The organism is Burkholderia cepacia complex sp. TUM26381, from assembly GCF_057439935.1.
Map to the genome: position 1 here is coordinate 1,257,006 of NZ_CM172007.1, position 19,605 is coordinate 1,276,610.

Annotated in this window: 16 protein-coding genes; 8 read left to right on the forward strand and 8 right to left on the reverse strand. The window is 67.7% G+C overall.

Annotated features, from left to right (window positions below; genetic code table 11):
* Nucleotides 1-60: 60 nt before the first annotated feature.
* Nucleotides 61-2,646 carry a bifunctional aconitate hydratase 2/2-methylisocitrate dehydratase gene (gene acnB, locus ACWMMN_RS22440; protein WP_059240134.1) on the reverse strand — a complete coding sequence of 862 codons (2,586 nt, stop codon included), beginning with the start codon at nucleotides 2,644-2,646 and terminating at the stop codon, nucleotides 61-63.
* 435 nt (nucleotides 2,647-3,081) lie between these two features.
* Between acnB and ACWMMN_RS22445 the strand changes: the two genes are divergently transcribed.
* Entirely contained in the window at nucleotides 3,082-3,819 is a 738-nt protein-coding gene (locus ACWMMN_RS22445; RefSeq protein ID WP_486423965.1) for a BPL-N domain-containing protein, read from the forward strand.
* An 11-nt stretch (nucleotides 3,820-3,830) separates the two neighbouring features.
* On the opposite strand, the gene ACWMMN_RS22450 is transcribed toward ACWMMN_RS22445, so the two are convergent.
* Complete coding sequence (locus tag ACWMMN_RS22450; RefSeq protein ID WP_486424090.1) at nucleotides 3,831-4,304, reverse strand: nuclear transport factor 2 family protein; 474 nt, start codon at nucleotides 4,302-4,304, stop codon at nucleotides 3,831-3,833.
* 224 nt (nucleotides 4,305-4,528) lie between these two features.
* Between ACWMMN_RS22450 and ACWMMN_RS22455 the strand changes: the two genes are divergently transcribed.
* Nucleotides 4,529-5,911: a lysozyme inhibitor LprI family protein gene (locus ACWMMN_RS22455; RefSeq protein WP_486423966.1), complete on the forward strand. Its 1,383-nt coding sequence runs from the start codon at nucleotides 4,529-4,531 to the stop codon at nucleotides 5,909-5,911.
* A 68-nt stretch (nucleotides 5,912-5,979) separates the two neighbouring features.
* On the opposite strand, the gene ACWMMN_RS22460 is transcribed toward ACWMMN_RS22455, so the two are convergent.
* Both ACWMMN_RS22460 and ACWMMN_RS22465 read right to left on the reverse strand, forming a co-directional pair.
* Nucleotides 5,980-6,228 (reverse strand): hypothetical protein, encoded by a 249-nt coding sequence (locus ACWMMN_RS22460; protein ID WP_059240140.1) that lies wholly within the window; start codon nucleotides 6,226-6,228, stop codon nucleotides 5,980-5,982.
* 595 nt (nucleotides 6,229-6,823) lie between these two features.
* A complete protein-coding gene (locus tag ACWMMN_RS22465; protein ID WP_059240142.1) occupies nucleotides 6,824-7,258 on the reverse strand; it encodes a universal stress protein in 435 nt (144 codons plus the stop codon).
* 370 nt (nucleotides 7,259-7,628) lie between these two features.
* Between ACWMMN_RS22465 and ACWMMN_RS22470 the strand changes: the two genes are divergently transcribed.
* From ACWMMN_RS22470 to ACWMMN_RS22495, 6 genes are all read left to right on the forward strand, one after another.
* Nucleotides 7,629-9,113, forward strand: a complete 1,485-nt coding sequence (locus ACWMMN_RS22470; protein ID WP_059240144.1) for an amidase — start codon at nucleotides 7,629-7,631, stop codon at nucleotides 9,111-9,113.
* Between the two features lie 316 nt (nucleotides 9,114-9,429).
* Complete coding sequence (locus ACWMMN_RS22475; protein WP_174991273.1) at nucleotides 9,430-10,122, forward strand: hypothetical protein; 693 nt, start codon at nucleotides 9,430-9,432, stop codon at nucleotides 10,120-10,122.
* Nucleotides 10,123-10,243: 121 nt separating this feature from the next.
* On the forward strand, nucleotides 10,244-11,074 hold the full coding sequence (locus ACWMMN_RS22480; RefSeq protein ID WP_059240148.1) for an arylamine N-acetyltransferase family protein: 831 nt from the start codon (nucleotides 10,244-10,246) through the stop codon (nucleotides 11,072-11,074).
* Nucleotides 11,075-11,188: 114 nt separating this feature from the next.
* Nucleotides 11,189-11,365, forward strand: coding sequence for a ribbon-helix-helix protein, CopG family (locus tag ACWMMN_RS22485; RefSeq protein ID WP_059240150.1), 177 nt, complete (start codon nucleotides 11,189-11,191; stop codon nucleotides 11,363-11,365).
* A gap of 1 nt (nucleotide 11,366) precedes the next feature.
* Nucleotides 11,367-11,717 carry a VOC family protein gene (locus tag ACWMMN_RS22490; RefSeq protein WP_059240152.1) on the forward strand — a complete coding sequence of 117 codons (351 nt, stop codon included), beginning with the start codon at nucleotides 11,367-11,369 and terminating at the stop codon, nucleotides 11,715-11,717.
* Between the two features lie 7 nt (nucleotides 11,718-11,724).
* Nucleotides 11,725-12,585 (forward strand): class I SAM-dependent methyltransferase, encoded by an 861-nt coding sequence (locus ACWMMN_RS22495; protein WP_174991271.1) that lies wholly within the window; start codon nucleotides 11,725-11,727, stop codon nucleotides 12,583-12,585.
* Nucleotides 12,586-12,607: 22 nt separating this feature from the next.
* On the opposite strand, the gene ACWMMN_RS22500 is transcribed toward ACWMMN_RS22495, so the two are convergent.
* From ACWMMN_RS22500 to ACWMMN_RS22515, 4 genes are all read right to left on the reverse strand, one after another.
* Complete coding sequence (locus ACWMMN_RS22500; protein WP_486423967.1) at nucleotides 12,608-17,449, reverse strand: NAD-glutamate dehydrogenase; 4,842 nt, start codon at nucleotides 17,447-17,449, stop codon at nucleotides 12,608-12,610.
* Between the two features lie 192 nt (nucleotides 17,450-17,641).
* Nucleotides 17,642-17,830, reverse strand: coding sequence for a 4-oxalocrotonate tautomerase (locus tag ACWMMN_RS22505; RefSeq protein ID WP_011354745.1), 189 nt, complete (start codon nucleotides 17,828-17,830; stop codon nucleotides 17,642-17,644).
* Between the two features lie 51 nt (nucleotides 17,831-17,881).
* Nucleotides 17,882-18,658 carry a class II aldolase/adducin family protein gene (locus ACWMMN_RS22510; RefSeq protein ID WP_059240158.1) on the reverse strand — a complete coding sequence of 259 codons (777 nt, stop codon included), beginning with the start codon at nucleotides 18,656-18,658 and terminating at the stop codon, nucleotides 17,882-17,884.
* On the reverse strand, nucleotides 18,633-19,526 hold the full coding sequence (locus ACWMMN_RS22515; RefSeq protein ID WP_174991269.1) for an urea transporter: 894 nt from the start codon (nucleotides 19,524-19,526) through the stop codon (nucleotides 18,633-18,635). Before ACWMMN_RS22515 ends, ACWMMN_RS22510 begins: the two co-directional genes overlap by 26 nt.
* Between the last annotated feature and the right edge of the window lie 79 nt (nucleotides 19,527-19,605).

A 19,605-nucleotide genomic window follows, 5' to 3' on the forward strand; every position in this document is an offset into this window, starting at 1 on the left:
CCTGCGGCGCCATTGCGCGGTGCTGCGACGTCGACCACCCGCCGCAGCCCGACTGCGTGATTACATCTGCACGGTGTCGGCCACTTCCTTGAAGTCTTCGATCTGGTCGAAGTTCATGTACTTGTAGATCTGGTCGCCGTTCGCGCTGAGCACGCCCATGTCGGCCATGTACTCTTCCTTGGTCGGGATCTTGCCCAGACGCGAGCAGATGGCCGCCAGCTCCGCCGAGCCGAGGTACACGTTCGTGTTCTTGCCGAGGCGGTTCGGGAAGTTGCGGGTCGACGTCGACATGACCGTCGCGCCTTCGCGCACCTGAGCCTGGTTACCCATGCACAGCGAGCAGCCCGGCATTTCGGTACGCGCACCGGCCGTGCCGAACACGCCGTAGTGGCCTTCTTCCGTCAGCTGCTTCTGGTCCATCTTGGTCGGCGGCGCGACCCACAGCTTGACCGGGATGTCGCGCTTGCCTTCCAGCAGCTTCGACGCGGCGCGGAAGTGACCGATGTTGGTCATGCACGAACCGATGAACACTTCGTCGATCTTCGCGCCTGCGACGTCGGACAGCGTCTTCACGTCGTCCGGGTCGTTCGGGCAGGCGACGATCGGCTCGTGGATGTCGGCGAGGTCGATCTCGATGACGGCCGCGTACTCGGCGTCGGCATCCGGCGACAGCAGTTGCGGGTCGGCCAGCCACTGTTCCATCGCCGCGATACGGCGCTGCAGGCTGCGCGGATCCTGGTAGCCCTGCGCGATCATCCACTTCAGCAGCGTGATGTTGCTGTTCAGGTACTCGATGATCGGTTCCTTGTTCAGGTGCACCGAGCAACCGGCAGCCGAACGTTCGGCGGATGCATCCGACAGCTCGAACGCTTGCTCGACCTTCAGGTCGGGCAGGCCTTCGATTTCGAGAATGCGGCCCGAGAAGATGTTCTTCTTGCCTTGCTTGGCGACCGTCAGCATGCCTTGCTTGATCGCGTACAGCGGAATCGCGTTGACGAGGTCACGCAGCGTGACGCCCGGCTGCATCTTGCCCTTGAAGCGGACCAGCACCGATTCCGGCATGTCCAGCGGCATCGTGCCGGTGGCGGCCGCGAACGCGACCAGGCCCGAACCTGCCGGGAAGCTGATGCCGATCGGGAAGCGCGTGTGCGAATCGCCGCCGGTGCCGACGGTGTCGGGCAGCAGCATGCGGTTCAGCCAGGAGTGGATCACGCCGTCGCCCGGGCGCAGCGCGATGCCGCCGCGCGTGCTGATGAAGTTCGGCAGCGTCTGGTGCGTCTTCACGTCGACCGGCTTCGGATACGCGGCGGTGTGGCAGAACGACTGCATCACGAGGTCGGCCGAGAAGCCGAGGCACGCGAGGTCCTTCAGCTCGTCGCGGGTCATCGGGCCCGTGGTGTCCTGCGAGCCGACCGAGGTCATCTTCGGTTCGCAGTACGTGCCCGGGCGCACGCCCTGGCCTTCCGGCAGACCGCATGCGCGGCCGACCATCTTCTGCGCGAGCGAGAAGCCCTTGCCGCTGTCGGCCGGCTGGTGCGGCAGGCGGAACAGCGTCGACGGCGCGAGGCCGAGCGCTTCACGCGCCTTCGCGGTCAGGCCGCGGCCGATGATCAGCGGAATGCGGCCGCCGGCGCGCACTTCGTCGAACAGCACGTCGGACTTGACCTGGAATTCGGCGATCACGTTGCCGTCCTTCAGCGCCTTGCCATCGTACGGGCGCAGTTCGACCACGTCGCCCATTTCCATCTGCGACACGTCGAGTTCGATCGGCAGCGCGCCGGCATCTTCCATCGTGTTGTAGAAGATCGGGGCGATCTTGCTGCCGAGGCACACGCCGCCGAAACGCTTGTTCGGGACGAACGGGATGTCTTCGCCGGTGAACCACAGCACCGAGTTGGTGGCCGACTTGCGCGAGGAGCCGGTGCCGACCACGTCGCCCACGTACGCGACCAGGTGGCCCTTTTCCTTCAGCGATTCGATGAACTTGACCGGGCCGCGCTTGCCGTCTTCTTCCGGCGTGATGCCCGGGCGTGCGTTCTTCAGCATCGCCAGCGCGTGCATCGGGATGTCCGGGCGGGTGGTGGCGTCCGGGGCCGGCGACAGATCGTCGGTGTTGGTTTCGCCCGTCACCTTGAACACGGTGATGGTCAGGCTTTGCGGCACTTCCGGACGGCTCGTGAACCATTCGGCATCGGCCCAGCTCTGCAGCACGGCCTTCGCGTGCGCGTTGCCCTTGTCGGCGAGTTCCTTCACGTCATGGAACTGGTCGAACATCAGCAGCGTTTTCTTCAGTGCGTCGGCTGCGACTGCCGCGACTGCGTCGTCGGACAGCAGCTCGATCAGCGGCTGGATGTTGTAGCCGCCCAGCATCGTGCCGAGCAGTTCGGTGGCGCGCGCGCGCGAAATCAGCGGGCAGGCGGTCTCGCCCTTGGCCACGGCGGCCAGGAAGCCGGCCTTCACGCGGGCGGCTTCGTCGACGCCGGCAGGCACGCGATGGGTGATCAGGTCGACGAGCGTCTGCTCTTCGCCGGCCGGCGGGTTCGTCAGCAATTCGACCAGTTCGGCGGTCTGCTGAGCCGTCAGCGGCAGGGGAGGAATACCGAGCGCGGCGCGGGCGGCCACGTGAGCACGAAAGTTTTCAAGCATGGGGAGACCTGCTGATATTGCGTTTGAGGGGAAGGCCTTGCCGGCACTCCGGGGCTATTCCAGGCACTGCTTTGAGCGGGATTCTAATCTCAATGGTCTGGAACGTCAAATGTCTTATGTCTTATATAAGAGTTGATGCGCGTGGGGCCGGGAATCGTGGCGGCATCGCGCAGCCGGCCTTGTCTGGCGTGGCCCGGTGGGTGGCTTGCGGGGGCCGGATCCGGTGACAGGCACCGCACATTTCTGCACAAGTCCGCAGGAAACGGTACACACGAGGCGCGCTCGCACGTCTACGCTTCCTGTCACCCGGCTTGCGATCAGGTTTCAACAGCACGGGGCGGAAACGGGTGCGTGCCCGTCGATTCGTCCCGGGCGGTCGCGATCCCTCTTACTCCGACGGTCAAGAACATGCGTTCCAGAGATTCGATAGTCCTGATGCTGTTGCTCGTCGCGTCGTCGGTCGTGCATGCGGCGGCGACCGGCGACGCATCGCGTGGCGCGGCCAGCCGGCCCGTTGCACTGGTCTATCGCGGCCCTGCGGCGTGCGACGGCTGCCCCGAGGCCATTGCCGCGCGCTTGCAGGAATCGGACTACCGGTTCCGGGTGATCTACGTCGGGCCGGCGGAACGGCTCAAGATCACGCCTGCGGCGCTGGCCGGTGCCGCGTTGTACGTGCAACCCGGCGGCGGGCAGGATATCCCCGGCGCGGCCACCAGCATCGGGCGCAATTCAATCAAGGCCGTGCGGCAGTACGTGGCGAACGGCGGGCGATACCTGGGGCTCTGCATGGGCGCGTACCTGGCGGGCGAACGGGGTTTCCGGCTGGTCGCCGGCGACATCGACTCCGAGGTCGACCGGCCGGGCTCGACGCTTCACGGTATCGCCGACACGGTGACGCCGGTCGTATGGCGCGGGAAGAAGCGCTGGATCTATTACCAGGACGGCGCGATGCTCCCGGCCGTGCCGGCCGGCTCCGGCGGCGTCGTGCTGGCGACCTATCCGAACAACGACATCGCGGCCGCGACCTACCGTTACGGCAAAGGGCGCGTCGGGCTCGCCGGTCCGCATCCCGAAGCCGATGAAAGCTGGTATCGCCAGAACCGCCTCAAGAACCCGGACGGCGTGTTGCCGGACATGGCCTACGACCTGATCGACGCGACGATGAAGCCATAGCGGTGCGCGGCTTACTTCCGTTTGGCCCGATACGCGTCGAGATTCTTTCGGGCCTGCGCCCGGATCGCGCGCTGCATGAACGGCGTCCAGCCGAGCAGCGCGCCTTTCAGCCCGAGCGCCTGACGCGCCCAGCGCCATAGGTCGAAACGGTCGCGATGCTCGACGATGCGTCCGTCGCGAAACCGGAACCGCGCGTCGATCCGGTTGACCACCATCCGGCCGGTCGCGGTGAACCGGTAGTGCGCGATCCACTCTGCGCGCCCGGTGTGTTCGTCTGCCGCGACCTCGCCGAACGTCAGAGAAAACTCCTGCGCCCGCGCGACCAGCATGCGCCACATGTCGCATGCACGTTCGCCGCGCAGTTCGCCGAACGCCGGATCGCTGAAGACGATGTCGTCCGCATAGCACGCGAGCATCGCGTCGATGTCGCGCTGCTGGAAGGCCGTGTAAAAACGCTGGATCAGTTCGGTGTTCGGATGACGCATCTTTTGATTGGATGTCGTTGTCGATGAAGCGGAATCGCGACGCGGCGGCCGGGCGCCGGGCAAGCCACTGTAGCGGAAATCGAATGCGCTGTCGCCGACCGGCGCGGCGGCATGAGCCGGTTTCTGCCGGCTGTTTCGCCCGCCGGGCAATTGATGGACAATCCGCGCTGGAGGCCGGCAGGGCCTCGATCCGCGAGCGCGCCATGACCGTCGAGAACCCATTTGTGAAATTTCGCGTTGAAGCGCCGTTGCGGCCAACGTGGCTGCTCGTGCTGCTCGCGCACGCATTCCCCGCTTTCGCGGCAGGGCTCGACTGTGCGCAGGCATCCAGCCCGACGGAAAAGGCCGTGTGCGCGTCGAACGACCTGCATCTGGACGACGGCCGGCTGTCGGCCTTTTACCGGAAGTTGTCCGGCGTGTTGCCTCAGGATCAACGCGCTGCGTTGCGGACCGCGCAACGCGGCTGGCTGACGACGCGCGATCGATGCGGCGCCGATCATGGCTGTATCGAGCAACGCTATCTGACGCGGATCGGCGACCTGCAATCGCAATTGGCCGTGGTGCTCGCCTATCGCCCGGACGCCGAAGACAAGGCCGCGCTCGACGATTTGCGTACGCGCGTCGATCAGGCGCGCCGAACGGATGCGAACTCGCCCGTCGAGCAGGTGATCGCACGGCTGCGGATCAGGACGGCAGTCACGCGGTTTTCCAGCGCGTCCGATGACGGGCAGGGCGCGGCGTTTCCGACGACCCGGCCCGACGGCGTGACAGCCGACGAATGGAAGGCGTTGAAGGCGTCGCACGTCGATGGCGACGACACGGAGGCGAGCGCGTCCTACACGCTGATCGATCTGGATGGCAACGGGCAGCGCGATCTGGTGATCGAGTCGGCGGCGAACGGAACGGGGTTGTGGTCGTCGGTCGACGTCCTGCGCCGTAACGGCGGCAAGTTCGAGGTGCCCGGCGATTCGAACGGGGCGATCGAGCGCAGCCTGTACACGACGAATGGCCGCGGCGCGAATCAGGCGGCCGACTGGATTCGCTTGCGCGGGCGCGTCTATGCGCTGTATCGCGACAGTCACTACGGCGTCGATGATTTTTACTTGCTGCGACCGTTTACCGTCGTCGACCAGGTGCCGATGCTGACGGTGCATTACCGCTACCGCCTGTCGGTGCCGATCGAACAGCACAAGGACGGCAAGACGGGTTCAACGATGCTCGACGGCCCGCTGCAGATGGCGCTCGAGCAGGCGCTGCGCGATGTGAGCGACAGCCAGGCGCGCGATGCGGGCGCCGGCAAGCCGCTGTGCCCGGTTCCGTCCACGGTGCAGGGCGATGACCGCGCCGCGTATTCGAACTATGGGCCCGGCCACTATTCGTACGAGATCGTCGGCGACATGCCGGTGCATGTCGGCGGCACGTGCTATATCGGCCGCTTGATCGACTGGTTTGGTCAGTACGGCAAGGACGGCCTGATGGCGCAACTGTCGATGCGTCTTCCCGCCAACGATACAGGCCGCGAGCAGACGTTCAGCGTGAACGGTGTCCGGACCGTGACGTCCGTCGCGGCGTCGATCGGGAAAATGACGGTCAACAGCGGGAATTGACGCGGGCGCGCGCGGCTTCGGTTCGGCCGTTTCGACTTGAACGCGACCGGCACGTCACCGGATTCCCGTCAACGGTTCGCCAGCGCGACGTCCTGATTGCCTCGACCGGTCACCAGGCAGCCCGACATGAAGGCCTCGCTCTGGCTGCCGGCGGCGGCTTCGCCGAAACCGCGGCCAAGCGCGTCGGCCTTGACCTGCGCTGCGCCTTGCTCGCACGCGAGCGGGCTGGCGTCGCGGCCCTGCGCATGCAGGATCGCGCGATCGCCGATGAGATAGGCCAGCAGCGCAAAAACAGCGATATGTACGGCTCGTCTCATGGTTCGTCTCCTCGTTGCCCAAGCGTAACGCGGACACGTTTGACGAAGCACTTGGGGCTTCCCCCGGTAAACGTCTGCTGAAAAAGGTGGCGGGGCGGGCGGGGTGATCCCGTCCTGTTTTCCGGATTTTGCGTGGAAAGGAGGGGGCGCGGCCCGGCGCGCGATTCGCGCGAGTTTGACGAATGTCAGGGTACGGTCAGGCGGAGACGGTTGTGCGGGCGTTCAAAGCGATAGCATGAATACATGATTTGACGGAACGCGATGGCGGATGAATGCATCGGTTCCGGCAAGCAGGTGCGTGTTGAACATCGCTGTCGAAATAGTGAGGAATCCAAATGTTGAACGTCTCTTCCGTCCTGATCAGTCTTGCTCCGTTATGGGCCATCCTGCTGGTGGCGTCGTCGGCTGCTGCGTATTTCGTGTTCTGGCGCAAGGTCATCGACTGAGCGCTGCACGATGGCGGGTACGCGTGCGATGCACGGCGCCCGCACGTCCCTCGTCCCTCATCCTTCGTCGCACGTTCGACGGTCGCGGGCGCAAGGCTGCGGGCCCGTCGGGCGGCCGGCGTCAGCTGCGCCGCCGTGCCGGATGCCCGTCATTGCACGGCCGTCACCGGCACGTTCGAAATGCGCACCAGCCGGCTCATCACGCTGCGGCGAAATACCGACATCAGCGCATGCAGCGGATCGTGCCGCGGCGCGACCACCACGATCTCGTCACAGCCGGTCTCGGCTGCCGCGGTCGCGATCGTGTCGGCCACCGGGCCGACCTTCATCACGACGGTGTATCTGACACCGGCCTCTCGCAGAATCCGTTCCGCCATCGCCAGATCGTCGGACGCGAACTTCTCCTCGATCGAGCGCAGCCGCGACAGCGGGTAATAGGCCTCGAGCCGCGTCGATTCGAGCGGCGCCTGCACGTTGATCAGCACGATCTCCGACGCGCATCGTTCGCGATAGAGGAATGTCGCGTGGCGAACCGCCTGAAGCGAGCGGGGCGAGTGACCGACCGGAACCAGCAGCTTGAGCATGAACGATGTCCAGGGAACGAGATGCTTCCAGCGTAGCGTGCGGCCGGATCGAGCCATCTAAAGAAATCGGGCGGCCGCATAAAAATCGCGTTAACGCGTGCGGCCGCGTGACGCGCCTATTAGAAATATAAGAAATTTTAGTTTATGCGCATAAACGATTTCATCGGCCGGAACGGCGTGAGCGGTCCGGTAGGCGCTGCCCCGATTTAGTCGGATCCGCAATGAATCGCGACGGAAAATATCGGAGGTCGCCGATCCGGCGTCGCGTAGAGTAGAACATCGGCCGCGGCGCGGCCTCTCCCGGCCGGCCCGGGAGCGATCGCCGCCGCTACGCGGCCCGCCATTCCATCCCGATTCCAGGAGACCCCGCATGCCGCACGGCGCCCCGCAGTTTCTCGCCTCCGCTTCCATTTCCGTCGATCCGATCGTGCGCCTGTCGGCCAGCGAGCTCGCCGCGGCGATCCGCAGCCAGGCGGTGTCGTGCGTCGAGACGATGCGCGCGTATCTCGACCACGTCGAGCGCGTGAACGGCGCGGTCAATGCGATCGTCGCGCTGCGCGATCGCGATGCGCTGCTCGCCGAAGCGGCGCAGAAGGATGCCGAGCTGGCGCGCGGCGAGTACCGCGGCTGGATGCACGGGATGCCGCAGGCGCCGAAGGATCTGGCGATGACGAAGGGGCTGCGGACGACCTACGGCTCGCCGATCTTCCGCGAGAACGTGCCGCAGGCCGATTCCGTCGGCGTCGCGCGGATGCGCGCGGCCGGCGCGATCTTCATCGGCAAGACCAATACGCCCGAGTTCGGGCTCGGTTCGCACACGTTCAACGAGGTTTATGGCGCGACGCGCAATCCGTACGACCTGACGAAGAGCGCGGGCGGCAGCAGCGGCGGCACGGCGGCGGCGCTGGCGGCGCGGATGCTGCCGGTGGCGGACGGCAGCGATTTCGGCGGTTCGCTGCGCAATCCGGCCGCGTTCTGCAACATCTACGGCTTTCGTCCGTCGCAGGGCCGCGTGCCGCGCTGGCCGGGCGTCGACGTGTACATGCAGCAGCTCGGCATCGAAGGGCCGATGGGCCGCACCGTCGGCGACGTCGCGCAGCTGCTTGCGATCCAGGCCGGCTACGACGCGAACGATCCGCTGTCGCTCGCGGAAGATCCGGCCGTGTTCGCGCAGCCGCTCGATGCGGACCTGCGCGGCAAGCGCATCGCGTGGGTCGGCGACTGGAACGGCTATCTCGCGACCGAGGCCGGCGTGCTCGCGCAGTGCGAGCAGGGGCTGGCGACGCTGCGCGAGATCGGCTGCGACGTCGATGCCGCGCTGCCGGCGTTCGCGCCCGACCGGATCTGGCGCCTGTGGCTCGCGCACCGGCACCTGCTGTCGGGCGGCGGGCTGCTCGCGCACTATCGCGACCCGGCGCGACGCGCGCTGCTGAAGCCCGAGGCGATCTACGAGGTCGAAGGGCTGCTCGCGATGCAGGGCGCGGCCGTGTTCGACGCGAGCGTCGAGCGCACCGCGTGGCATCAGGCCGTGCTGCGTTTCTTCGACCGCTACGACTTCATCGCGGCGCCGACCGCGCAGGTGTTCCCGTTCGACGTCGACCAGCGCTGGCCGAAAGAAATCGCGGGCCGCCCGATGGACACCTACCACCGCTGGATGGAGACGGTCGTGCCGTGGACGTTGGCGGGCTGCCCGGTGATCAACGTGCCGGTCGGCTTCAACGACGCGGGGCTGCCGATGGGGATGCAGCTGATCGGACGCCCGCGCGCCGATCTCGCCGTGCTGCAGCTCGCACGCGGCTACGAGCAAGCGGCCGACTGGGTCAGCCAGCGGTTGCCGGCGTGGATGGCAGCGTAACGTCGCGACCGGCGGGAAGCCGGTAGCAGGCGGGCGAAACGGGCGGCGGCGAGCCGCCCGTTTCGTTTTGAGGCGATGCGTTGTGCCGCCGGCGCATGCCGGAACCTGCCTCCATTGATGCAACCGGAGAACGAATCGCAGGACGTGCATGACATCGCGCGGCAAACGCGCGCGAATCTGCGCGCCGGTGTCCGTTGGTCGCCGAATTGCAAGCGGTCGCGTGGCCTGATTTCGTTTCGATGTGTTTCAGTCGTTGCGGCGGCGCGCGACGCGCTTCGACAATATCGCCTCGACAATTCGGGCACGAGGGAAACACATGAAGCACATTCGCGCGACGGGCCGGCACCTGGCCTCGGCAGGCATCGCGTTCGGCATCCTGATCAGTAGCGCCGCACACGCGCAGCTCGACCTGCAATCGATCGGCGCATCGCTGCTCGGCGGCGCCGGCGGGCAGCAGCAAGCTGCGCCCGCGCAGGGCGGTGTCGCGCAGTTGCTGCAGGCGTATGTCGGCGCGAACCAGCAGGTGCTGACCGGCCAGTCGTCGCTCGCGTCGGCGATGGGGCTGACGGGTGCGGCCGGGCAGGCGCAGCAAGCCGCGAGCCAGCTGTCCGGCGGCGATGCGCTGACGCCGGCCGCGCTGTCGCAGATGGGTGGCGCGCAGCAGTCGGTGTCGCAGGCGCTCGGCCAGGCGTTCGCGAGCGGCGGCGCAACGCACGGCCCGGTCGACAAGCAGGCGTTCAGCAACGGCCTCGCGTCGCTCGGGCAGGGGCTCACGCAGTATTCGCAACTGCAGTCGGGGCTCGGCAATCTCGGTTCGACGAGTGCGGCGTCGCTGCTGCAGTCGGGCCTGAATCCGCAGAACATGCAGGCCGCGTCGTATATCGCGCAAAGCGCGCCGGGCCAGTTGCAGTCGCTTGCCGCGACGCTCAGCCAGGCTGTGCAGTTCGCGACGAGCCAGGGCATTTCGGTGCCGTCGGTCGCCGCGTCCGCGCTGAAGCTGCTGCCGTAACGCCGTGCAGGTGTGCGCGATGCGGTGCCGGCATCGCGCGCGGCGACGGACGATCGCGCCGCACAACATGGGGATGTCGCGCGATGCTATCGTGGCGTGTCCCTTTTATCGGTGCCGGTTCATGACTGACTCGTTCGACCTCTCGCGCTATTTCTCCCGCATCGGCTACGACGGCCCGGTCGAGCCGACGCTCGACGTGTTGCGCAGGCTGCATCTGCTGCATCCGCAGGCGATCCCGTTCGAAAACCTCAATCCGCTGACCGGCGCACGCGTCGCGCTCGACCTGCCCGCGATCGTCGACAAGGTGATCGAGCGCCGCCGCGGCGGCTACTGCTTCGAACTCAACAAGCTGTTCCATGCCGCGCTCACGACGATCGGCTTTCGCGTGACGCCGCTGATCGCGCGCGTGCGCTGGATGCGGCCGCCCGAGATCGTCACGGCGCAGACGCACATGCTGCTGCGCATCGATCTCGACGGCGCGGCGTGGCTCGCGGACATCGGCTTCGGCAGCGCGACGCTGACCGCGCCGCTGCGCTTCGTGCCCGGCGAGCGGCAATTGACCCCGCATGGCGCGTTCCGCGTGGTCGACGCGCCGGTCGACGGCGAATTCGACATGCAGTTCGAGATCCCCGACGGCTGGCAGACGACCTACCGCTTCTCGTTGAAGCCGGCCGAATGGATCGATTACGACGCCGCGAACTGGTTCACGTCGACGTATCCCGAATCGATCTTCGTGAACGACCTGATCGCATGCCGCGTGCTGCCGGACGGCCGTGCGGCGTTGCTCAACACGGCGCTGACGCTGCGCGACGCGGCGGGCGCCGGGCGCACCGTCACGTTCGACAACGCAGCCGAGTGGGGCGCGTGCCTGCGCGACACGATCGGCATCAATACGGCGGGTTTCGATCTCGACGCGCTGTTCACGCGGCTGGCCGCGCGCGCCGCGCGGTAACGCGCACGCACGATGCGCGCAAGCGGCCCGCTTGCGGGCCGCGCCTCGATGCAATCGATCCATTCCGCCGCAGGCGCGGTTGACATTTGCTAGATTGCTAGCATACTAGTATTCATGACCGACGAAGAAGTGAAGCAATTCAACGTGTACCTGCCGCTCGGCCTGATCCGGCAGGTCAAGCATCGCGCCATCGAAACGGAGCAGTCGCTGTCCGCGCTGGTGGCCGATGCATTGCGCGCGTACCTGGCCGCGCCGCCGCCGGGCGCGGCGCCGTCCACCAAGGAGGAGTGACATGTCATCCGAGCGAATCGAAGCCGTGTACCTGACGACGCACAACTGGGGCAAGTCGGCGAAGTTCTTCCAGGCGCTGGGCTTCAAGCTGGAATTCGAAACCGATCACCACTCGGGCCAGTTGCGCAGCGGCGACGGTCCGTTCCTGTTCATCGCCGAAGTGCCGCCGGGCGAGACGCCGGCCATGCAGGTCGTGCTCAAGGTGCCCGATGAGCAGGCGGTGCAGCCGCAGCCGATCGTCGAGGTCGTCACGCCGTTCGAGGATACTCACTGGGGCACGCGCGACATGACCGTGCGCGACCCGGACGGCCGCGTGTGGCGCCTGCAGGCGCCGGGCAAGCAAGGCGCGTGAGGCCGGCATGACCGACCTCCGCGAAGGCGCCCCCGACAGCACGGCCGCCCGCGTCGCGCTGTGGCGCGCGCTGCACGTCGAACTCGACGCCCCCCCGCATGTGCTCGCCGACGAAGTCGGGCTTCGATTGCTCGCGCCGGAACCGGGCTGGCAGCAGCGCGGCGACATGGATCCGCAATTCACGCGGCCGTTTCGCGCGTCGATCGTCGCGCGGGCGCGCTTCATCGAGGATCTCGTGGCCGAGCAGGCCGCGCGCGGCGTGAGCCAGTACGTGATCCTCGGCGCCGGGCTCGACAGCTTCGTGCAGCGCCGGCCGGAGATGGCGTCGCGCGTGACCGTCTTCGAAGTCGACCCGCCGGCGCCGCAGGCCTGGAAGCAGCGCCGCCTGGCCGAGCTCGGCTACGGCGTGCCCGGCTGGCTGCGGTTCGTGCCGGTCGATTTCGAGGCGAAGCAGTCGTGGCGCGACGCGCTCGTCGGCGCCGGCTTCGATGCCGGCAAGCCGGCCGTCGTGGTGTCCACCGGCGTCAGCATGTACCTGACGCGCGAGGCGAACGCGGCCGCGCTGCGCGAAGTCGCGTCGCTCGCGCCGGGCTCGACGCTCGCGATGACGTTCCTGCTGCCGCTGGAACACGCGGACCCGGACGTGCGTCCGGGGCTGGAAATGGCTGCGAAGGGCGCGCGTGCGAGCGGTACGCCGTTCATCAGCTTCTTCATGCCGGCGCAGATCCAGGCGCTTGCGCTGGCGGCCGGTTTTGCGAAGGCCGCGCACGTGTCGGCCGCCGACCTGACGCGCCGTTACTTCGCCGATCGCACGGACGGCTTGCGGCCGCCGAACAACGCCGAAGCGCTGCTGGTCGCGACGGTCTGATCCGTCGCGTTCGTGACGCCCGTCACGCGCGTTCGAGTACGGCCATTTCCCGCACGACCACGAGCAGCACCGCCAGGCTCGCACCGCCCGATGCGCGCAGGTCCGTGAGCAGGTGCTCGTAGCGGGCAAGGGCGCTCTCGCGGCGTTCGCGCCACGCGCCGACGATCGTCTCGGGCGTCGTCGAATCCGGCGATTCCGCGAGCGCGCTCGTCGTCAGCGTGCGCTTCAGGCGCGCGACTTCCGCAAGCGCGGCCGCGCGCGCCAGCATGTCCCAGTGCGTCGGCGTCGGCAGTGTCGCCGCGCGCTCGCTGATCCACCCGTAATTGAGCAGCGTACCGAGCGAGAAATAGACGCCCGCGACGAGTTCGAGGCTGCGGTTGCTGGTCGAGGCCACTTCGGCGATGTCGAGCAGCGCCGCTGAAATATCGCCGCTCGCGACGCGCACCGCGAGCGCGCTGTCGACGCCGGCTTCGACCAGCACGCGCTGCCGCTCGGACAGCGCATCGAGATCGTCGGCCGGCAGCAGCGACGGCAGTTGCGGCGCCAGCCGCTCTGCCGCGTCGCGGCAGCGTGCGATCAGCTCGGCGACGCCGCCATCGGCCACCGCGCCGGACTGCAGATGCCGCAGGAACCACAGCGCCGCGCGCTCCAGCAGCCGCGCGACGTCGACGAACATGCGCGCCTGCACGTCGTCGGCCACGCGGTTGTCGAGCGCGTCGATGTCGCGCCATACCGCATCGAGATCGAACACGTCGCGCGCCATGATGCACGCACGCACGATGTCGCCCGGCTTCGCGTCGGTTTCCTCCATCAGCCGGTGCACGAATGCGCAGCCGACGCGATTCACGAGCGCGTTGGTCAGGTGCGTCGCGAGAATCTCGCGGCGCAGCGGATGGCGGCCCATCGGTTCGCTGAAACGCTGCTGCAGCGGCTTCGGGAAGTAGTCGACCAGCATCGCGGCCACCAGCGGATCCTCGGGCACGTCGGATTCGAGCAGCGCGTCGTAGAGCCACATCTTGCTGTACGCGAGCAGCACCGCGCGCTCCGGCGACGTGAGGCCGAGCTTCGCGGCTTGCCGCTCGGCGACTTCGTCGTCGGTCGGCAGGAATTCGATCACGCGGTTCAGCCGGCCCGCGCGTTCGAGCCAGCGCATCAGCCGCGCTTCGGCGTCGAGCAGTTCGACCGCATAGCGGCCCGCGATCGACAGCGCCTGCGTCTGGTAGTAGTTGTCGCGCAGCACGAGCAGCCCGACTTCGTCAGTCATTTCCGCGAGCAGTGCGTTGCGCTGCTTCTCGGTCATTTCGCCGTCCGACACAACGAGCCCGAGCAGGATCTTGATGTTGACTTCGTGATCCGAACAATCGACGCCGGCCGAGTTGTCGATCGCATCCGTATTCATGCGGCCGCCGCGCTGCGCGAACTCGATGCGGCCGAACTGCGTGCAGCCGAGGTTGCCGCCTTCGCCGACGACCTTGCAGCGCAGGTCCGCGCCGTTCACGCGCACCGCGTCATTGGCGCGGTCGCCGACCTGCAGGTGGGTTTCGCGCGCGGCCTTCACGTAGGTGCCGATGCCGCCGTTGTACAGCAGGTCGACCGGCGCCTGCAGGATCGCGCGGATCAGCTCGGTCGGCGGCAGCGCGTGCGCGTCGATGCCGAGCGCGGCCTGCACGGCCGGCGATAGCGGGATCGTCTTCGCGGTGCGCGGATACACGCCGCCGCCCGACGAAATCGCGGCCGGATCGTAGTCGGCCCAGCTCGAGCGTTCGAGCGCGAACAGGCGTGCGCGCTCCGCGAAGCTCGTCGCAGGATCGGGGTTCGGGTCGAGGAACACGTGCCGGTGATCGAACGCGGCGACGAGCCGGATATGCGGCGACAGCAGCATCCCGTTGCCGAACACGTCGCCCGACATGTCGCCGACGCCGACCACGGTGAAGTCGGTCGTCTGCGTATCGATGCCCATCTCGCGGAAGTGCCGCTTCACCGATTCCCACGCGCCGCGCGCGGTGATCGCCATCTTCTTGTGGTCGTAGCCGACCGAGCCGCCGGACGCGAACGCGTCGTCGAGCCAGAAGCCGTATTCGTGCGAGATCGCGTTCGCGTAGTCGGAGAAGGTGGCCGTGCCCTTGTCGGCGGCGACGACCAGGTACGGATCGTCGGGGTCGTGACGCACCACGTCGGGCGGCGGCACGATCGCGTTGCCGGCCAGGTTGTCGGTCAGGTCGAGCAGGCCGCGCAGGAAGGTTTGGTAGCACGCGATGCCTTCGCGCATCCACGCTTCGCGATCGCTCGGCGGCGGCGGGTTCTTCACGACGAAGCCGCCTTTCGAGCCGACCGGCACGATCACGACGTTCTTCACCATCTGCGCCTTCATCAGCCCGAGCACCTCGGTGCGGAAATCCTCGCGGCGATCCGACCAGCGCAGGCCGCCGCGCGCGACGCGCCCGCCGCGCAGGTGCACGCCTTCGACACGCGGCGAATACACCCAGATCTCGAACATCGGCTTCGGTTCGGGCAGGCCCGGTACCTTCGCCGGATTGAACTTGAACGACAGGTACGGTTTCGATTCGCCGTTCGCGTCGACGAGGAAGTAGTTCGTGCGCTCGGTCGCGTTGATCACGCCGAGGAACTGGCGCAGGATGCGGTCCTCGTCGAGGTTCGGCACCTGGTCGAGCGCGCCTTCGATCGCTTTCAGCAGCCGTTCGGCCTGCACGTCGCGCGTGTCGCCGGTGGCCGGGTCGAAGCGCAGCAGGAACAGCTCGACGAGTTGCCGCGCAATGGCCGGATTGCCGGTCAGCGCGCGTTCGATATACGCGTCGCTGAACGTCGAGCCGACTTGCCGCAGGTATTTCGCATACGCACGCAGGATCGTCACTTCGCGCGCGCTCAGGTGCGCACGCAGCACGAGACGGTTGAAATCGTCGTTCTCGATCCGGCCGCTCCAGATCCGGTCGAACGCGTCTTCGAACAGGTCTTTCACGCGCTCGATGTCGAACTCGGTATCGTCGGCGAGTTCAAGACCGAAGTCGTGTACCCACGCGTGCGTCGCGTCCTGCGTCTGGATCCGGTACGGCCGCTCCTCGTCGACGCGCACGCCGAGATGCTCGAGCATCGGCAGGCTGCGCGACAACGCGATCGGGTCGCCCGCGCGATAGACCTTGAAGCGGAACGCGCGCGGCTCGGCCTCGATCGGGCGGTACAGGTTCATCGCGAGCTGGCCGGTGTCCTTCACGCGCTCGATCAACTCGATGTCGCGCACGGCCGTGCGCGCCGGGTAGTCGTCGCGATAGCCGGCCGGGAACGAATCGGCATAGCGTTGCAGCAGGCGGTTGCCTTGCTCTTCGCCGAATGCGTCGAGCAGCGCGTCGGCGAGATCGTCCTGCCAGCGGCGCGTGACCTGCACGAGCCGCGTTTCGAGCTCGCGCGTGTCGACGTCGGGCATCGTGCCCGGTTCGGCATGGACGACGAAATGAATGCGCGCGATCGCCGATTCCGACAGCAGCGGCGTGAATTCGACGTTCACGCCGTTGAACGCGTCGACCAGCAGCTTCGCGATGCGGCGGCGCAGGTCGGTGTTGTACTTGTCGCGCGGCACGAACGCGAGGCACGACACGAAGCGGTCGAACCGGTCGCGCCGCACGAACAGCCGCGTGCGCTGGTGTTCCTGCAGCCGCAGGATGCCGAGCGCGATGTCGTAGAGCTGGTCTTCGTCGGCCTGGAACAGTTCGTCGCGCGGATAGGTTTCGAGCACCGTCACGAGTGTCTTGCCAAGATGCCCCTTCGGCAGGAAGCCCGCGCGCCGCACGATGTTCGCGCACTTGCGGCGCACGATCGGGATCTCGGCGCTCGACACCATGTACGCAGTCGACGTGTACAGCCCGATGAAGCGGCGTTCGCCGGTCACTTTGCCGTCCGCGCCGACGAGTTTCACGCCGACGTAGTCGAGATAGCCCGGCCGGTGCACGGTCGCGCGCGAGTTCGCCTTGGTCAGGAAGATCGGCCACGCGCCGGTGATGATGTCGGCGGCGGCCTGCGGCAGCGGCGTCACATCGGGTGCGCCCGACGGGCGCAGCGATTCGCGCAGGATGCCGTAGCCCGAGCCTTCGATGCCGCGCAGGCCGAAGCCCGTGCCGTCCGAGACCAGCGCATAGTCGCGCTGGCCGAGGAACGTGAAGTGATCGGCGGCCATCCATTCGAGGAACGCGCGCGCCTCGATGTCTTCCGCGGTCGATTCGCGCGCTTTCATCTCCTTGATCGTCGCGCGGGCAATGTCGACGATCTTCGGCCAGTCCTCGACCGATGCGCGCACGTCGCCGAGCACGTGCGCGATGTCCTCGCGCAACGTGTCGAGCAGCGCGGCGTCGCCGCAGCGGTCGACTTCGAAATGGATGAACGACGCGAGTTGCGACTGGCCGTCGCCGGGCGTCGCGCCGCCCGCGTCGACGCGCTCGATGCCGCCGCCCGCGCCGCGCCAGATCCGGAACACCGGGTGCAGCGCCGAATGCAGCGCGAGCCCGAGGCGGTTGACGGCCATCGTCACCGAGTCGACGAGGAACGGCATGTCGTCGTTGACGATCTCGATCACCGTGTGATCGGAATGCCAGCCGTGCTGTTCGAGGATCGGGTTGTACACGCGCAGCCGTTCGCTGCCGGGCACGAATTTCTGGGCGGTCTGCCAGTGCGCCATTGCGGCGCCGTACAGGTCGGCGATGCTGCGGTTCTGCAGATCGTCGGCGTCGACGAAATCGTAGTAGTGACGCAGGAAGGGTTCGACGATCCGGAAGGTGGCTTCGGGCAGGCGCCCGCGCGCGAATTCGACGACATCGGAGAGCAGGTGTGCGACGACTTCCTCGTTCTTCGCTTCCATGGCGGTCTCCTCGTCGGGTGGCCATTGGCTGCTGCGTCTGTCCGGCATTATGGCGCCGATTGCGTGACAAAGCGATGTGCGGGCGCACAACGCAGGCGGCCCGGGGCGGCCGCGTGCAGCGCCCGTCGCGGGCGCCGCAGCGTGTGAATCAGTGCGGGGCGGGCGGTGCCGAAGCGGCGCCGCCGTCGACGCTCAGCGTTCGTCGCTCCACAGCTTGCCGGCCGTCGCCCAGTTCTCCTTCTTCACGTCGGTGAGGATGATATCGACCGAGCCCGGCGCGCAGCCGAGCGTCTCGCAGGTGACGCGCGTGATCGCTTCGACGAATTCGCGCTTCTGGTCGACGGTGCGGCCTTCGAACAGCTGGATATTGAAAGTCGGCATGACAAATGCTCCGGTTGGGATTGGACGATTCGGTTGAATGCAGCTGCGAGGTCAGTCGCGATACGACGGATCGATCCGGTCGAGGCGACGCAGCAGCGCCGGCCATTCCAGTTCGCCTTCGATCGCGCCGCCGTCGCGCAGTTGTTCGGCGGTGCGGTCCGCGATCGCCGGGTCGGGCAGCACGAGCGGCCCGCCGCCTGCTTGCGCGCGCACCTGGATGTCGCAGGCCTTGATCAGCGTATCCATCAGCACATAGGCTTCGGCCACGGTGCGGCCGACCGTCAGCGTGCCGTGATTGCGCAGCAGCATCGCGGATCTCGCGCCGAGGTTCGCGGTTAGCCGCGCGCCTTCGGCCGGCGAGAACGCGAGCGCCTCGTAGTCGTGGTACGCGAGGTCGCCGTGAAAGCGCAGCGCGTGCTGCGACGCGGGCAGCAGCCCGTCGCGCTGGATCGACACGGCGATCCCGGCCGTATTGTGCAGATGCATCACGCAGACGGCATCGGCGCGCGCGGCGTGAACGGCCGCATGCAGCGCGAAGCCCGTCACGTTGACCGCATGCTCGCTGTCGCCGATCCGGTTGCCGGCCAGGTCGATCTTCACGAGGTTCGACGCGCGCACTTCGTCGAACGTGAGGCCGAACGGGTTGATCAGGAAGTGGCCGGGCTCGCCGGGCACGGTTGCCGACAGGTGCGTGTAGATCAGGTCGTCCCAGCCGTTCAGTGCGACGAGCCGGTAGGCGGCGGCGAGGTCGACGCGGCGTGCGCGTTCGGCGTCCGAGATCGGGCCGCCGGGTTTCACGGCATCAGGACGGTGTGCGAATGACGACATCGGGATCTCCGAGGGTGAAGCGGCGCGCGACGGCTACGGTCACCCACGACGCAAGCGCGAACGGGGCCGTGAACACGGGGAGGCCCGCGCGCATCGCGAGCCACTGGATCAGCGCGGCGAGGGCGGCGGCTGCAAGCGCCGCGCGCGGGCCGCGCGGCATCAGCGCCAATGCGGCGAGCGCGCCGTTGAAGCCGAGCAGGCCGTCGGCGAACAAGGCGCCGTTCGCGCCGAGCGCGACCAGCAGCACGGTCGACACGATCGCGCCGCCGAGCGCGAACGCGGCCGCGCGGCGCGACGCGATGGCGACGCCGGCGACGATCAGCAGTCCGGCCCAGGCGCCTTGCGCGAAGGTGGTCTGCGCGACGCCTGAAAGGAGGGCGTCGGCAGTGGAAGCAAGCGTCAGCGCGGGGGCGGCCGTCGCGCCGTCGGCATGCTGCAGCGCGACAAACGGCAGCCACAGCGCGGTGACGGCGAGACACGGGCTCGAATACGGGCACTGGCGCCAGCGGGCGAGCGGCCCGCGCATCGCGCGTTGCACGAGTGCCGCGCCGATCGAGACCAGCGGCACCAGCGCGACGGCGGCGAGTTGATGGGGCGCGAACAGTACGGCGATCAGCGCGGCGAGCGCGCCGTTGAAGCCGTGCAGCCCCTGTTCGACGTCGCGGCGCTCGGCGCCCGTCAGCACGGCGGTCATGCTGGCGGCGGCCGAACCGACCAGCGCAGCGCTCGCGAGGCGCAGGTCGGTCAGCGCCAGCGCGGCGAGCAGCAGCGCGCCGGTGAGCGCATTCGCCTGCAGCACGACCTGCCCGATGCCGCGCAGCAGGATACGCAGGTCGATCGACGGCGGGACGGGGCGGGCGGTAGGCATGATGGCGGCGGAACAGGACGAGCCGCGAGCATAGGACACAATGCCATGCACCGGAATAGGGAATTCTGGATAGTCAGGA

What these genes read in the sequence shown, in the direction of transcription:
- ACWMMN_RS22480 (WP_059240148.1), top strand. Translation starts at nt 10,244, where the DNA reads ATGACTGACTCGTTCGACCTCTCGCGCTATTTCTCCCGCATCGGCTAC.
- ACWMMN_RS22445 (WP_486423965.1), top strand. Translation starts at nt 3,082, where the DNA reads ATGCTGTTGCTCGTCGCGTCGTCGGTCGTGCATGCGGCGGCGACCGGC.
- ACWMMN_RS22490 (WP_059240152.1), top strand. Translation starts at nt 11,367, where the DNA reads ATGTCATCCGAGCGAATCGAAGCCGTGTACCTGACGACGCACAACTGG.
- ACWMMN_RS22505 (WP_011354745.1), bottom strand. Translation starts at nt 17,830, where the DNA reads ATGCCGACTTTCAATATCCAGCTGTTCGAAGGCCGCACCGTCGACCAG.
- ACWMMN_RS22450 (WP_486424090.1), bottom strand. Translation starts at nt 4,304, where the DNA reads ATGCGTCATCCGAACACCGAACTGATCCAGCGTTTTTACACGGCCTTC.
- ACWMMN_RS22475 (WP_174991273.1), top strand. Translation starts at nt 9,430, where the DNA reads ATGAAGCACATTCGCGCGACGGGCCGGCACCTGGCCTCGGCAGGCATC.
- acnB (WP_059240134.1), bottom strand. Translation starts at nt 2,646, where the DNA reads ATGCTTGAAAACTTTCGTGCTCACGTGGCCGCCCGCGCCGCGCTCGGT.
- ACWMMN_RS22465 (WP_059240142.1), bottom strand. Translation starts at nt 7,258, where the DNA reads ATGCTCAAGCTGCTGGTTCCGGTCGGTCACTCGCCCCGCTCGCTTCAG.
- ACWMMN_RS22495 (WP_174991271.1), top strand. Translation starts at nt 11,725, where the DNA reads ATGACCGACCTCCGCGAAGGCGCCCCCGACAGCACGGCCGCCCGCGTC.
- ACWMMN_RS22515 (WP_174991269.1), bottom strand. Translation starts at nt 19,526, where the DNA reads ATGCCTACCGCCCGCCCCGTCCCGCCGTCGATCGACCTGCGTATCCTG.
- ACWMMN_RS22510 (WP_059240158.1), bottom strand. Translation starts at nt 18,658, where the DNA reads ATGTCGTCATTCGCACACCGTCCTGATGCCGTGAAACCCGGCGGCCCG.
- ACWMMN_RS22485 (WP_059240150.1), top strand. Translation starts at nt 11,189, where the DNA reads ATGACCGACGAAGAAGTGAAGCAATTCAACGTGTACCTGCCGCTCGGC.
- ACWMMN_RS22470 (WP_059240144.1), top strand. Translation starts at nt 7,629, where the DNA reads ATGCCGCACGGCGCCCCGCAGTTTCTCGCCTCCGCTTCCATTTCCGTC.
- ACWMMN_RS22460 (WP_059240140.1), bottom strand. Translation starts at nt 6,228, where the DNA reads ATGAGACGAGCCGTACATATCGCTGTTTTTGCGCTGCTGGCCTATCTC.
- ACWMMN_RS22500 (WP_486423967.1), bottom strand. Translation starts at nt 17,449, where the DNA reads ATGGAAGCGAAGAACGAGGAAGTCGTCGCACACCTGCTCTCCGATGTC.